The 13,067-nt window shown below is 59.8% G+C and carries 12 protein-coding genes; 3 read left to right on the forward strand and 9 right to left on the reverse strand.

The window, feature by feature from the left end; all coding sequences use genetic code 11:
* Nucleotides 1-459: 459 nt before the first annotated feature.
* Complete coding sequence (gene treZ, locus A9Q02_RS01690) at nt 460-2,286, forward strand: malto-oligosyltrehalose trehalohydrolase (protein WP_097650642.1); 1,827 nt, start codon at nt 460-462, stop codon at nt 2,284-2,286.
* A 73-nt stretch (nt 2,287-2,359) separates the two neighbouring features.
* Here treZ and A9Q02_RS01695 read toward each other — a convergent pair whose 3' ends face one another.
* The 3 genes from A9Q02_RS01695 to A9Q02_RS01705 all read right to left on the reverse strand — a co-directional run bounded on the left by A9Q02_RS01695 (nt 2,360) and on the right by A9Q02_RS01705 (nt 5,190).
* Nucleotides 2,360-3,769 carry an LCP family protein gene (locus tag A9Q02_RS01695; protein WP_097650643.1) on the reverse strand — a complete coding sequence of 470 codons (1,410 nt, stop codon included), beginning with the start codon at nt 3,767-3,769 and terminating at the stop codon, nt 2,360-2,362.
* 3 nt (nt 3,770-3,772) lie between these two features.
* The gene (locus A9Q02_RS01700; protein ID WP_172450510.1) at nt 3,773-4,534 is read right to left on the reverse strand and encodes a SpoIIE family protein phosphatase; all 762 of its coding nucleotides are present in this window, start codon (nt 4,532-4,534) and stop codon (nt 3,773-3,775) included.
* A 65-nt stretch (nt 4,535-4,599) separates the two neighbouring features.
* Entirely contained in the window at nt 4,600-5,190 is a 591-nt protein-coding gene (locus A9Q02_RS01705; RefSeq protein ID WP_097650645.1) for a CpsD/CapB family tyrosine-protein kinase, read from the reverse strand.
* 288 nt (nt 5,191-5,478) lie between these two features.
* Here A9Q02_RS01705 and A9Q02_RS24050 point away from each other — a divergent pair, with 288 nt between their 5' ends.
* Nucleotides 5,479-5,628, forward strand: coding sequence for a hypothetical protein (locus A9Q02_RS24050; protein WP_172450513.1), 150 nt, complete (start codon nt 5,479-5,481; stop codon nt 5,626-5,628).
* Between the two features lie 11 nt (nt 5,629-5,639).
* Here the strand turns inward: A9Q02_RS24050 and A9Q02_RS01710 are convergent, their stop codons facing one another.
* The 4 genes from A9Q02_RS01710 to A9Q02_RS01725 form a co-directional block, all read right to left on the reverse strand.
* Nucleotides 5,640-5,996, reverse strand: a complete 357-nt coding sequence (locus A9Q02_RS01710) for an STAS domain-containing protein (RefSeq protein ID WP_245860187.1) — start codon at nt 5,994-5,996, stop codon at nt 5,640-5,642.
* Between the two features lie 60 nt (nt 5,997-6,056).
* Nucleotides 6,057-6,512, reverse strand: a complete 456-nt coding sequence (locus tag A9Q02_RS01715) for an ATP-binding protein (RefSeq protein ID WP_097650646.1) — start codon at nt 6,510-6,512, stop codon at nt 6,057-6,059.
* Between the two features lie 291 nt (nt 6,513-6,803).
* Nucleotides 6,804-7,811 carry a bifunctional heptose 7-phosphate kinase/heptose 1-phosphate adenyltransferase gene (locus A9Q02_RS01720; RefSeq protein ID WP_097650647.1) on the reverse strand — a complete coding sequence of 336 codons (1,008 nt, stop codon included), beginning with the start codon at nt 7,809-7,811 and terminating at the stop codon, nt 6,804-6,806.
* Between the two features lie 90 nt (nt 7,812-7,901).
* Nucleotides 7,902-9,110: a pyridoxal phosphate-dependent aminotransferase gene (locus A9Q02_RS01725; protein ID WP_097650648.1), complete on the reverse strand. Its 1,209-nt coding sequence runs from the start codon at nt 9,108-9,110 to the stop codon at nt 7,902-7,904.
* Between the two features lie 159 nt (nt 9,111-9,269).
* On the opposite strand from A9Q02_RS01725, the gene recD2 reads away from it, so the two are divergent.
* A complete protein-coding gene (gene recD2 / locus A9Q02_RS01730) occupies nt 9,270-11,444 on the forward strand; it encodes an SF1B family DNA helicase RecD2 (protein WP_097650649.1) in 2,175 nt (724 codons plus the stop codon).
* Between the two features lie 320 nt (nt 11,445-11,764).
* Here recD2 and A9Q02_RS01735 read toward each other — a convergent pair whose 3' ends face one another.
* Both A9Q02_RS01735 and A9Q02_RS01740 read right to left on the reverse strand, forming a co-directional pair.
* Complete coding sequence (locus A9Q02_RS01735; RefSeq protein ID WP_172450516.1) at nt 11,765-12,040, reverse strand: DUF4351 domain-containing protein; 276 nt, start codon at nt 12,038-12,040, stop codon at nt 11,765-11,767.
* Nucleotides 12,041-12,389: 349 nt separating this feature from the next.
* The coding region (locus tag A9Q02_RS01740) for a DUF4351 domain-containing protein (RefSeq protein WP_097650651.1) at nt 12,390-13,067 on the reverse strand (678 nt) is incomplete at its 5' end.

A 13,067-nucleotide genomic window follows, 5' to 3' on the forward strand; every position in this document is an offset into this window, starting at 1 on the left:
TGCCCTTGCGGGTGCCCTTGCGGGTGCCCTTGCGGGTGCCCTTGCGGGTGCCCTTGCGGGTGCCCTTGCGGGTGCCTTGACGGGGTGCCTTGACGGGGTGCCCTTGCGGGTGCCTTGACGGGGTGCCCTTGCGGGTGCCTTGACGGGGTGCCCTTGCGGGTGCCTTGACGGGGTGCCTTGACGGGGTGCATACACAGAAGATGCAATCGCCCTGAGCCCTTAGGGCGATTGCATCATACGAAATCGGATACAACGGGGCACCCGCAAGGGGTGCCCGTACCGGGGCGATGGTGTACGGGCACCCCTTGCGGGTGCCCTTGCGGGTGCCCTGGTGGGATGCATACACGGAAGATGCAATCGCCCTAATTCCACCACCGACATCAGGATCGCGCCCATGTCTGCAATTTATAGCAGAGGCACCAGTACCCCTGGTGCCTTTGCTGTGACGAAGGAGTTTCTATGTATTGGCATCTTACGATAGGAGCATCACCCGATTCTCAGGGCACGCTGTTTCGCGTCTGGGCACCACAAGCTCGCGAGGTTGCGGTGGTGATCGACGCCTTCCCCGAGGGCGATCAGACGTTTAGGCTCACCCGTGAGGCTGACGGCTATTTTGCGGCCCATGTCGCCGACGTCCGTCCGGGGATGCGTTATGCCTATCGGGTTGATGGCGGCGATCCACGGCCTGATCCGGCCTCGCGCTTTCAGCCCGAGGGGGTTCATGGTTGGTCAGAGGTGGTTGATCCCGCTGCGTTTGTTTGGAGTGATGGGGACTGGCGCGGTTTGCCGCTCGAAGATCTGGTGATCTATGAGTTGCACGTTGGTACGGCCACGCCCGAGGGAACTTTTGACGCCTTGATTGACAAACTCGATGTGCTCAAAGCCCTCGGGGTCACGGCCATTGAGTTGATGCCCGTGGCCGATTTCCCTGGCACCCACAACTGGGGCTACGATGGCGTCAATCTCTATGCGCCGTCACGTGCGTATGGCGGCCCCGAGGGTTTGCGACGGCTGGTTGATGCGGCGCATCGTCGAGGGTTGGCCGTCTTGCTTGATGTGGTCTATAACCATTTTGGGCCAGATGGCAACTATCTGCGTGAGTTTAGCCGCGACTATTTTACTGATCGCCACCAGACCCCGTGGGGGGATGCGGTGAATGTTGATGGCCCGGGAACGCAACCGGTGCGTGATTTTTTTGTGAACAATGTGCTCTACTGGGCGCACGAGTTTCATCTTGATGGCCTGCGCCTTGATGCAACCCATGCGATCATTGATGATAGCCCGACCCACTTGATGGCCGAGATGTCGGCGCGGGTTCGTGCAGCGTTACCCGCTGAGCGCCATTTCCTCTTGATTGCCGAACACGAAGGCAATGATCCAGCGTTGATCCGGTCGAGTGGCTGGAACCTTGATGCCGTCTGGTCGGATGATTTTCATCATCAGGTGCGGGTGGCCTTGACTGGCGAACAGGATGGCTATTACGGCGATTACACGGGGAACGCGACCGATCTGGCCGCCACGATGGCGCAGGGTTGGTTTTACCAGGGCCAGGTCTCGCCCCATCTGGGGCATCCACGCGGAGCACCGGCTCGTGATCTGAACCCACCGAGTTTTGTCTACTGCATCCAGAATCACGACCAAGTGGGCAACCGTGCGCTCGGTGAGCGGCTCAACCATACGGTGAGCCTGGCAGCCTATCGGGCTGCTTCGGCGCTGCTGCTGGTGGCCCCCCAAACCCCGTTGCTCTGGATGGGCCAGGAGTGGGCAGCTTCGACGCCGTTCCTCTTTTTTACCGACCATCATCCCGAATTGGGGCGCATGGTGACGGAAGGACGCCGGAAGGAGTTTGCCGCCTTTACCGCCTTCAGTGGCACGACGATTCCTGATCCGCAAGACCCAGCAACCTTTGCGGCCTCACAACTCCGCTGGCATGAACGTGCAGGGTCGCCTCATGCTGAAGTCCTGACCCTCTATCAGGATCTGCTGGCGCTCCGCCACAGCCATCCGGCGCTCCGCATCCGTCGGCGCGATGCCTATAGCGTTACGCCCTTTGGTTTGACAACGCTGATTATGCATCGCTGGGCTCCCAACAGCAACGATCTCTTGATCATTGTTTGCCTCGGTGACACGCCCCAGACGTTGGAAGCCCTGCCGCGCGGCAACTGGGAACTCTTGCTGGACAGCGAAGATCCACGTTACGGTGGCAGCGGTGTCATCAGCACCACTGGCGCGAGCCTCACCCTCAATGGGCCGCGGGCGATGATCCTGCATACGCCTCAGCGTTAGTTGTTCCTATGCGTATGGTAGCGCGAGCTTCCAGCCCGCGCTACCATAAACCTTTGCGTCAACACGGATCAGCCTATTCCACAAAGTCTGTGCCGAGGATCAGCACAATATCGGTCTGGAAGGGCGGCGCGGGCGCACTGGCGGGTGGTGTTGCATAGACCTGATCAGGCCCAAGCCCGAGGGTTTCGGCAAGCCGCCGCAGCGACTCGGGACGACCGGTGTAATCGATCAGCATTGTCTGCGCACTTCGACTTGGCGCATCAGTCGGCTGGTTGAGATCAAAACCCTGGCTTGTCAGACGCGCCGTGACCCGTCCAGCTAGCCCGCGAACGCCTGCCCCATTGAGCACCTGGATACGGGCGAGTTCACCGCCACCGGTCGGCCCAGCGAGTAAACGCGCCACCTGGGTGGCAACGCCCGCCGGATCCCAGTAGATATTCGAGCCATCCTCGGCGACGACCGTAACATCACTCGGGTTGATACTCAAACTGATGATCCGCCCACCGTCGAGCCCCTGGGCGAACGCGGCCAAGCCGCGGATCGTCGCCGGATCACTGATCGGCAGCGTCGTCGTGACACTCGCTTCGAGGTCACGCACAAGCTCGGGCAACAGGGCGGCCTGGGCAAGCAGATTGCGATTACGCAACTCGGCGAGGAACGCACGCAAGACCTGTTGCTGACGGGCCGAACGGTCGAAATCGCTCGAACTATGGCGTGAGCGCGCATACTTGAGCGCCGTTGGCCCATCCATTATCTGTAAACCGGCAGGAATGAAGAGCCGTTCGTAGCCATAATCTTCAGTTGGATAAGATGGATCAAGAAGCGGGCGCTCGACATCAATCGTCACGCCACCAAGCGTCTTGACCAGATACTCAAAGCCCTGAAAATCGACCTGCGCGATATAATCAACGCTCAGATTGAGAAACGCTTCCACCGTCTCTGCCGCGAGCGCCCCACCACCATCCTCAGGCCGAGTGCCTTCACCATAGAGCGTTGAGGCATTGTTGAAGCCATAGGTATAGGCGGTATTGACCTTTTGCACACCAAGATTTGGGATCGTCACCATCGAATCGCGGGGGATCGCGAGCATCCCAGCCCATCCATCAACCGGGTTGACGTGGGTCAGAATCAGCGTATCCGAGCGTACCCCATCTTCGGGATCATCACGGCGATCAACGCCAATGAGCAGCACATTGAACGGTTGGCGCAGGTCAGCGGGTAATTGAAGCACATCGCCAGCCATAGCAGTCTGGGCACGCCGAGGATCATCGCCTTCGAGCCCGCCCAACGCCCCCGTAACCCAGCGGCCAAGCCCAAGTACTAGCAGGCCACTGACAACCAGCAGCACTGCGGCCACCAGAACGGGTAACGAGAGGCATCCGCGTCGCTGGCGGCGGGGAGGGCGCTGGGTCACCCCACGGCGGACGGCAACACGCTCACGTGCCGTTTGATAGGATCGTTGCGGTGGAACAGGACGACGCATACCTTACAACTCATCGCTGTCGAGGCCACGCGGATCGGGGGTCGGCCACGTTGGTGCCTCAAAAGGAACGACCGTGCGGAGGCGCCGCACACTATGGGTCGTGGCAGCAGGCAATACTGCGAGCGTGACAATGCTCATATCATCACTTGGCTCACCGACATCGAGCTCAAGCGCCCGGCGCAGCAGCGTATCGGTCAGTTCTTGCGCACTACGCCCGAGTTCAGCCGGCCACCCCGAGAGGAAATTGCCAATCTCGACATCTTCACCCGTGCGTTCGCCTGCCCGCAGCAAGCCATCGGTAAAGACAACGACGTAGGTATATGCTGCAACGGGCAACTCAGAAATAATCGGCTTCGTCATTGGTTGCAGCCCAATCGGCGTTGACGGTTCGCTATACGAATGCAAGCCGCGCCGGTCAATCACAAAGAAAGGGGCAGGATTATTGCGGGACATCAAAATCTTGCCACTTTGAAAATCGACCGAAAGAATATTTAAGGTTGCGGCGACCTGTCCCATCCGGTAGGTATAGAGATAATCGTGGACAGCACGGGCAGCGGCCCCATCACGGGCACCATCTTTCAAGAGCGAGATCGCCCGTGTCGCGAGCAAATTGCTCAGCGTTTTGGCCCCTCGGCCCGTTCCTTGACCATCAACCAGCACAAACGAGAACCCCCCGCCAGGGCGCTCGATCATCTCTAGTGTATCGCCACTTTCACCACTGCCGTGATGCGCAACTTTGGCAACAGCAACTTCAATCTCAAACATAACCATCCTCAACTCATGGTCTGTGGTTATGCAACACACAGGTATGTACCATAGTATACCGCATCTTACGCTGGGTTGATGTGTATATGGGCTTTACCGATGCGACGTTGCCGCAACTGCTCGACCAGGGCCTGCATCTGCGGGCGAATAGACGCGAGAGCCCTGGCTTCATTACCAAGCACCAGATTGGTAAAGCCTGGCTCACGCTTAATGCCGAAGATCTGATGTATGTCTGGCTTACGCAGATCGAGATCAACCAGGATGACAGTCTGCCCATACTGGGCCATGCTCACGGCGAGGTTCGCGGACACAAAAGTCTTCCCCTCACCGGGAAGAGAACTGGTCACCAGGAGACTGCGTAGTGGGCGGCTCAGGCCAGCCACTTGAACACTCGTTCGCAGCGAGCGAATAGCCTCGGCTTGGGGACTGCGCGGAGCGCTCACAGTTAGGTTATGGGCCGAGTCAACGTCGCCGTTGCTCTCAACTGCGCCCTTCTGCCCTGTCTCCACCATGCCAACCAGCCCAAGCGTCGGTGTACCATAGACCAGTTCGAGCGCATCGGGGGAGCGCACAGTGTAGTCCAGGTACTCCAGGCCGAACGCCAAACCAATGCCCAACAGGAGGCCTATGCTCAGGGCTAGCAGCAGGTTGCGCACAAGATTCAGCGGCAGCGGATGGGTCGGTAGCAGGGCCGGGTCAACAACTACAGCCGTATCGGTAGGTGAACTCGTACCGAGGCTGCTGCCTTGAACTAGCGAGGCTTGGACCTGCGAGAGGCTGTTGAGCGTAGCTCATTAACTCAATAAACGCATTGCCTCACGTTCGGAGGGCAACGGTCGCGATGACCAACAGCCGTCCGAGGTGGAAGCAACTGATCGGACGGCGGGGTGGCTGCGTCCCTTTGCGGCGACGGGCGATATGGGTTTGGGACAGGTGCGCGAGGCATGGCGTCGGCGTTCATGCCGACGCTGATGACCAGCAGGGTTGCGACGGCCATCGCATCGTTCCAGCCGGTCACTCTTCAGCCATGCATGCACGAAGGCACCGCCTGTCGCACACCCGCCCCTCCCCAGCGCGTCAAGTTGCTGGCCTAGCATAGTGCTTGCTACTGGCGAAAGGCCTCAAGCGCCTTCTCTTCATCGGGATAGATCTCGGCATACTGCGCGAGGCCAACCATCCGAAAGATCTTCTGGAAATGAGGAGAGAGCCCACTCACCGCCAGTTTTTGCTGGTGGCGATTCACCTCAGTTACAATCCCAATCAAAATCGCAATGCCAGCGCTATTGATATAGTCATTCTGGCGAAAATTGAGCAAGATATGCTGCGCATTGCGACTGGTTACCTCACGATACGCACTATTGATCTTCTCTTCGGCGAAAGTTGTCACATCACCAACGAGATCGATGATTGCGACCCCGTCACGTTCACGGGTGCTCACCGTCAACTCGTCTTCAAGCATCATGCCAGTTCCTCCCAGGAAGGTCGGTTAACCCAACTATCGTCACACCAGAGCATGTGGCGCTCATTCGAGATGGATCACCATACGGATCTGATTGCCCCCGCTCGGTGCCGTCGTAAACTCAACTTCATCCATCAACTCACGGATCAGCCAGATACCCCATCCGCCTTTATCATCACGTTGCAGCGCCTCTTCGATCGAGGGCGTCGTCGCCATACACTTCTGGTCGAGCGGTTTGCGGCCCTGGTCGGCAACGCTGACGATCAATTCATCATCACGAGCCGTCAACAGCACCACTACCTTGACTGCGGCATCATACTCATTGCCATGCTCAATCGCGTTCGTGACCGCCTCACTAATCGCCGTCTTGAGTGAGTCAATGCGTTCGGATGCAAAGCCCATACGTCGAGCCACCGAAGAGGCCATGTCCATCGCGACGCGCTCATACCCCAGCTTACTAGGCAAGCGCAATTCAATGACGCGTTCATGGGCATCAGGTTGTGGGCCATGTTGGTTCATTTTCTGGCACCTGTGTACTGAGTATGTGTACAACATAAAACCCTTCGCTTCGCCGACGGCTATGCGTAGGGTACGCTATGTTCCACTGCCTGATGCAAGAACAACCAGACTTTTGTCATTGGAAACATCATAACATGATCGCGGATACTTCCGCAATATGGCATGCCTCTGCTGCCAGGGCGATTGCATCTTCATTGCGCTCGGTGCTTGGGCAGCCAAGGCCACGAAGGCGAACTTGATCATCTAGCCAGCGAAGGCTGACTTCGTATTCCTGAGCTGAGGCGGTAACGATCACGCGGCGCTGCCAAGCGCATTGCGTAGCTCGTCAGGCGTGACCACGGCATTGCCATACCGTCGCACAACCAGTGCTGCGGCGGTATTCGCAAGCTGGGCCATCGCAAGAGGAGGGTAGCCTGCGCTTAAGGCGAGCGTCGCTACAGCAATAAACGTGTCGCCCGCACCGGTTGTGTCGTAGACTTCGCTGACCCGTGCGGCGGGGATGTGGTGGTACGCCAGCCCTTCCCCTTCCAGCGCGAGGCCATCGGGTCCACGCGTGACAATGACGAGCTTGGCTCCTAGGCTGATGCGAAGCTGGTGGAGCCCACGCGCAAAGTCGCTTTCGGTGCCCAGGGCATAGCCAAGGGCCGCTTCAGCTTCGCGGTTGTTGCAGCGAAAGAGATCGGCCCCTGCGTAGTAGTGCGAGTTGCCCTGCGCATCAACACAAAACGTGGTGCCGTGCGCCTCACAGAGGCTGCGCACCTGCCCAACGATCCTTGGCGTCAACAGGCCGAGTTGGTAGTCCGAACAGATCACTGCATCATGGTGCGGGATCGCTTGTTCGAGCAGGGCCAGGACTTGCGCTTCTTCTTCGGCGTGCAAGGGGATGCGATCAAGCCGATCAAGGCGGGCAACCTGTTGCGGCAGGCGTGGCGCTTCGTCGGCGAGGATGCGGGTTTTGCGGGTCGTTGGCCGTGTCGCACTCGTCAGCAAGCCTGTTCCGTCAATCGCGTGTGCCTCGACCAGTTCGTGCAACTGCGCACCCTCTGGATCGGCCCCGATGATGCCAACGAGCATTGCCTGACTGCCCAGGGCAACAATGTTGCGCGCCGGATTCGCGGCCCCACCAAGGATCACTTCGCGCCGACGCAATTCGAGCACCGGAATCGGCGCTTCCCGCGAGAGCCGCGTGGCTTTGCCATAGAGATATTCGTCGAGGGTGAGGTCACCAAGCACGAGGAGGCGCCGTCCGGCCAGCCCTGGCACGAGTGCAGCAAGATCGGTGATGGCGTCTCTGATCATGGGGTGCGTGCTTTCACGTCTCTCTCACAAGGCTTGAGGCACACCGGGCCAACTGCATTGACCTTGTGCGCCTCAAGCCGCAGCCTCGCCCTAACTGACCGACTCGCGGAAACGACGCATCCCTTCGACGATTTCGTCTTCGGACGTCGCATACGAAAGGCGGATGTACCCCGGGGCACCAAACGACTCGCCGCTCACACAGGCAATATGAGCCTGATCAAGCAGATAGTTGTTGAGGTCGTCACTCGTCGCACAGACAACCCCGTTTTTCAGGGGTTTGTTGAGCAACCCGGTCACATTGGGGAAGACGTAGAAAGCCCCATCAGGGACGTTGCAACTGACGCCGGGGATCTCGGCGAGCAAGCTGAGGATCAGGTCACGGCGCTTGTGGAAGGCGGCAACCATCGTCTGCACCGCCTCGTCAAGCTCGGCACTGGGCGTATAGGCTTTGACTGCGGCATCCTGGGTGATCGAGGCCGTATGCGTGCTTGTGTGACTCTGAATATCCTTGATTGCCGTGATGATCGGTTGCGGGCCGGCGACATACCCAAAACGCCACCCCGTCATCGCGTAGGCCTTGGCGGCCCCATTGACAATCAAGGTGCGGTCGGCCATATCGGGGGCCACCCGCAGCCAGCGGGCATAGGGCACATAGCTGATCGCATCATAGATCTCGTCAGCAATAATGATCGCGTCGCTCTCACGCAAGACATCGGCCAGCGCGGCCAGTTCGTCGGCACTATAGACAGCGCCGGTCGGATTCGAGGGCGAGTTGAGCATCACCACCCGCGTGCGTGGCGAGAGAGCCGCCTGTAATTGCGCGGGGGTTACCTTAAAGCCCGTTGCCTCGGTCGTCTGCGGTGTGATCGGCGTAGCCCCTGCCAGGCGGGCCTGCTCCACATAACTGACCCAGTACGGTGCCGGAATGATCGCCTCATCACCCTCGTCACAGAGCGCCTGGAAGGCGAGATAAAGACCCTCTTTTGCCCCGGCGGTCGTCGTGATCTGGCCAAGCGCATAAGGAATTTCTTGATCAGCCGACACCCGTGCTGCAATGACCTTGCGCACCTCAAGCGTGCCGCCCGCAGGCGTATAGTGGGTACGATTCTTATTGATCGCCTCAATCGCCGCAACCTTGATTGGCTCAGGCGTATTGAAATCAGGCTCACCGACACTGAACGAAATCACCTTGATGCCTTCGGCGCGCAACTGTTGTACCCGCGCATTCATCGCGGCCGTTGCGGAAGGCTCAAGTTGGGCCAGACGGCGGGCTAACCGATATTCGGTTTTGACACTCATCTTGTCTACTCCTGCTTGGAACACTACGTGCCCAATTTTACCATGCTTCGTGGGGCTTGCCCCACGAAGAGATTCTTTTGGTTCGTGTTGGCGGCGAAGCCGCCAACACGAACCAAAATAGCCCCAACGCTTACCTTGAAGGTGCTATATACTTAGGTTATGCAAACCCTCGAAGGCACACTTGAGCGCATTACGTATCAGAGTGAGGAGGACGGGTATACCGTCGCTCGTCTGACGCCCACTGGGCGTTCGTATCTCGTGACGATTGTTGGCAAGCTCGTTGGGGTGCGTCCCGGCGAGACGTTGCTGCTTGAGGGTGAGTGGCAGGCTCATCGTGACCATGGCCGCCAGTTTGCCGTGGTTACCTGTCGGACGCTGATGCCAGCAACGATTGATGGAATCAGGCGCTATCTGGGCAGTGGTCTCATCAAGGGCATCGGCCCCGCAACGGCACGCCGCATCACCGAGACGTTTGGGCGCTATACGCTCGAGGTGCTTGACCGTGAACCAGAACGCCTCGCCGAGGTGCCCGGCCTCGGGCGCAAGAAGGCTGAGTTGATCAAAATGGCCTGGCGTGAGCAGCAACGCATTAAAGAGGTCATGCTCTTTCTGCAAGAGATTGGCTTGCCTACGGGAATGGCTGTCCGTATCTATAAGCAGTACGGTGATGAGGCAATTCAGGTGGTACGCAATGAGCCCTATCGTCTCGCCGATGAGGTCTATGGGATCGGGTTTTTGACCGCCGATACGATTGCGGCCTCGCTCGGCGTCGCCCACGATGATCCCCTCCGTATCGCCGCCGGGCTCCGCCATACGCTGAGTACGGCGACTGACGATGGACACACGTTTCTCGCCGCCGACGATCTGATCCGGCGGGCGACGGCGATGCTCGGTGCCGAGCAAATATTGGTTCACGAGGTGCTGACAACCCCGGCGCTCGCCCGCGATCTCGAGGTGGTTGACCCCGCCGAGCCGACAACGCCTGTCTATCTCAAGCCGCTCGCGATGGCCGAGACCGGGGTGGCCGCCGCACTCTTGCGCCAGCAACGCGCTCCTTCACGGATGGCCGCTTTCTATCGCCAGGCGCGTTGGGATAACGTCTTTGCTCATCTCGCCGAACGCCATGATGTCGTGCTGACCCCGCGGCAGCAAGAGGCAGTGCAGATGGCCCTGACCACCAAGGTGAGCATTCTGACGGGCGGGCCGGGTACGGGCAAGACGACGACACTGCGTACGGTTGTCCGTCTCGCACAGGCCCGTGGCTATCGCGTGCTGCTTGCTTCACCAACTGGCCGTGCCGCCCGCCGCCTCAGCGAGACGACAGGTGCCGAGGCAAAGACGATCCATCGGCTGCTTGAGTATGCGCCCGGTGGGGGCGGTTCCTTCCGCCGTTGCGCCGATTGGCCGCTCGAGTGTGACCTGCTCGTGGTTGATGAGGTGAGCATGCTCGATATTTTGCTGACCAACCACCTGCTCAAGGCGCTCCCTGCCCATGCCCACCTGTTGCTTGTTGGCGATGCGGATCAACTGCCGAGCGTCGGACCGGGGCGGGTGTTACGCGATCTGCTCGCGAGCCAGGCGGTTGCAAGCGTCCATCTTGATACGATCTTTCGTCAGGCCGCAGGCAGCGGGATTGCCTTCAATGCCCAGCGCATCAATCACGGCGAAATCCCGCAACTCAAGGGGCTTGACGATTTCTTCTTCTTCGCCGCACCTTCGCCTGAAGCCTGCGCCACACGGGTGGTGGAACTGGTGACCGAGCGCATCCCGGCCCGCTTTGGCCTCGATCCGCGCCGCGATATCCAGGTGCTCGCACCAACCCACAAAGGTGCTGCTGGTGTCACCGAACTCAACCGGCGGCTCCAGGCGGCCCTCAACCCACCCGCGCCCGACCGCCCTGAAAAAAGCTTTGGGGCCACAATCTTTCGGCTCGGTGACCGAGTGATTCAGCAGCGCAACAACTACGAACTCGATGTCTACAATGGCGACATTGGCACAATTGTCGCCTTCGACCAGGCTGAACAACTGATCCGCGTGCAGTTTGAAGATGGCCGTATCGTCGCCTACGACGGCAGCCTGCTCGATGAACTAGCGCTCGCCTATGCGCTCAGCGTCCACAAGAGCCAGGGTGGCGAATATCCGGTGGTTGTGCTGCCGTTCCTGATGCAGCACCGCAGCATGCTCCAACGCAACCTGCTCTACACTGGCGTGACCAGGGCGCGTCAACTTGCCATCATCGTCGGCGACCAGCGTGCCATCATCACTGCCGTCACCGACGAACGCACCCAGGAACGCAACAGCGGCCTGAGAGACAGGCTCATCGCGTTGCCATAAGACCAATATTGTTGCGCAGGGCGCATGGTCAGTAGTAGTCTGTAACGTAAGTTTCTTGATCCCAACGGGGGCTTCGCCAGGCTCAGCCTCCGTCCGTTCGCCAGGCTCAGCCTCCGTCCGTTCGCCAGGCTCAGCCTCCGTCCGTTCGACACGCCCATCGTCCGCCGTTGGCTGAGCTTGTCGAAGCCAAGCCCTAGAGCAGAAAACTTTTGTTACAGACTAGTCACCCTGAGTGGCGCAAGGGGGCGGCCATGCCGAAGGGAAGACGCTTCGCTTTGCGCCGCATCACCATCATGCGCTACCATCAACGCTCACCGGCCTTATCCCGACGGGCACGTATGATCCAACCAGGCCTGCAGATCATCCAGACTCGTGAAATCGAGCAGGGTCTCGCTCAAATCCAGAAGGTATTCGGGGCTCAGGGCGAGCACGTGATGATGCACCGACTCCGGCAATGGGCCGCAACGTCGGGTCAGTTGGCGCAGCATGACTTCCTGGAGCGTCTGGTGACGTCCTTGCTCGATGCCCTTCTCGATGCCCTTCTCGACCCCCTCGGCGAACGCAAGCTCCTCAATACTGGTCACAAAGGTGTCCATCTGGGTCTCCTCCTGTTCAATCAGGCGCATTGTAGGTTAAGGCGCAACAGTTGATCGAGCCAAACCCACGGCAGGGCGCAGCAGCGAACAGAGGTCGTCGTGATTGACAGGGGCGCAGGGGCTGCTGCGCCCCTACATGTGCGTAACACGGGGATGGGATGGGCATCCAGGGATGGACGCGTACGCGGGGCAGGTGCCATGCCCAGGGGCAGCATTGCCGCGTGTAGGGGCGCAGCAGCCCATGGCCCGCCCGTTGAAGGAACGCCCCTGCCATCGCTGCTGCGCCCACTGGCCTTTCAGGTGTGCGCCATGGCGATCCACGGGCTACTCGCTGCTGCGCTCACCGGCCTTATCCCGACGGGCACGTATGATCCAACCAGGCCTGGAGATCATCCAGACTCGTGAAATCGAGCAACGTCTCGCTCAAATCCAGAAGGTGTTCGGGGCTCAGGGCGAGCACGTGATGATGCACCGACTCCGGCAATGGGCCGCAACGTCGGGTCAGTTGGCGCAGCATGACTTCCTGGAGCGTCTGGTGACGCCCTTGCTCGACCCCCTTCTCGACCCCCTCGGCGAACGCAAGTTCCTCAATACTGGTCACAAACGTGTCCATCTGGGTCTCCTCCTGTTCAATCAGGCGCATTGTAGCACGAACCGTCGCGTGCATGCCGGGGTTGAGGCGCAACAGTTGATCAAGCACGCGATAGAGCCGGCGCATATCGGCGGCACTATATCCGTTGCGGAAGAAGGCCCGAAAGCGGGCCAACTTGCGCCGCAGCCGTTCCGCAGGTTGCCCACGGGTGGCCTGCGCGTCGCGGTGGATCAGGATGACCATCGCGATGGGATTGCGGCTGGCTTCGAGCATCGCCAGATCAAGCTCAAGCAGTTTGACCGTGGGGAAGTCGAGCCGCACCACGCACCCGGCCTCGGCGTAGCCAAAGGAGCGCGGATGCCAGCCCGGCTGGTCATCGCTCAAGACGGCGAGGCTGATCACGGGGCGGCGTTCGCGCACGAAGATCTGGGCGTG

Origin of the sequence: Candidatus Chloroploca asiatica, from assembly GCF_002532075.1 — a bacterium.
In the GTDB taxonomy this organism is placed as follows: domain Bacteria; phylum Chloroflexota; class Chloroflexia; order Chloroflexales; family Chloroflexaceae; genus Chloroploca; species Chloroploca asiatica.

Excerpts from the sequence above, each read along its gene's own strand:
- treZ (WP_097650642.1), top strand. The coding sequence starts at position 460 with ATGTATTGGCATCTTACGATAGGAGCATCACCCGATTCTCAGGGCACG.
- A9Q02_RS01695 (WP_097650643.1), bottom strand. The coding sequence starts at position 3,769 with ATGCGTCGTCCTGTTCCACCGCAACGATCCTATCAAACGGCACGTGAG.
- A9Q02_RS01700 (WP_172450510.1), bottom strand. The coding sequence starts at position 4,534 with ATGTTTGAGATTGAAGTTGCTGTTGCCAAAGTTGCGCATCACGGCAGT.
- A9Q02_RS24050 (WP_172450513.1), top strand. The coding sequence starts at position 5,479 with ATGGCGTCGGCGTTCATGCCGACGCTGATGACCAGCAGGGTTGCGACG.
- A9Q02_RS01710 (WP_245860187.1), bottom strand. The coding sequence starts at position 5,996 with ATGATGCTTGAAGACGAGTTGACGGTGAGCACCCGTGAACGTGACGGG.
- A9Q02_RS01715 (WP_097650646.1), bottom strand. The coding sequence starts at position 6,512 with ATGAACCAACATGGCCCACAACCTGATGCCCATGAACGCGTCATTGAA.
- A9Q02_RS01720 (WP_097650647.1), bottom strand. The coding sequence starts at position 7,811 with ATGATCAGAGACGCCATCACCGATCTTGCTGCACTCGTGCCAGGGCTG.
- A9Q02_RS01725 (WP_097650648.1), bottom strand. The coding sequence starts at position 9,110 with ATGAGTGTCAAAACCGAATATCGGTTAGCCCGCCGTCTGGCCCAACTT.
- recD2 (WP_097650649.1), top strand. The coding sequence starts at position 9,270 with ATGCAAACCCTCGAAGGCACACTTGAGCGCATTACGTATCAGAGTGAG.
- A9Q02_RS01735 (WP_172450516.1), bottom strand. The coding sequence starts at position 12,040 with ATGGACACCTTTGTGACCAGTATTGAGGAGCTTGCGTTCGCCGAGGGG.